The sequence below is a fragment of the Nocardia cyriacigeorgica genome, assembly GCF_010868145.1.
Taxonomy (GTDB): domain Bacteria; phylum Actinomycetota; class Actinomycetes; order Mycobacteriales; family Mycobacteriaceae; genus Nocardia; species Nocardia cyriacigeorgica_D.
This window is the reverse complement of record NZ_JAAGUY010000095.1, coordinates 1-276: the sequence shown is the minus strand read 5'-3', so window position 1 is coordinate 276 and position 276 is coordinate 1. Positions and strand designations below refer to the sequence as shown.

The 276-nt window shown below is 68.5% G+C and carries 1 protein-coding gene; it reads right to left on the bottom strand.

What is annotated here, in order from left to right:
- A partial coding sequence (locus GV792_RS28900; protein ID WP_175584927.1) for an ArsR/SmtB family transcription factor occupies window positions 1-276 on the bottom strand: 276 nt, incomplete at both ends.

Below are 276 nucleotides of genomic sequence, written 5' to 3'. Positions count from 1 at the left end.
ATTCACCGAGACGGTCCATCCGGGCCTCCACCATCCGCCGATAGCCCTGCATCCAGGCCACCTCGCGGTCGAAGACGTTCTCGCCGAGTCGGCAGTACCGGACCCGGCCACGCTTCTCCGTGACCACCATCCCCGCGTCTTCGAGCAGGTGGATGTGCTTCTTGATGCCGGTGAGGGTCATCGCGAAGCGCTCCGCCAGCTCGCTGACGGTGGCGGGGCCACGTCCGAGGTGCTCGAGGATGCCCCGTCGGGTGGGGTCCGCGAGCGCTCCGAAGG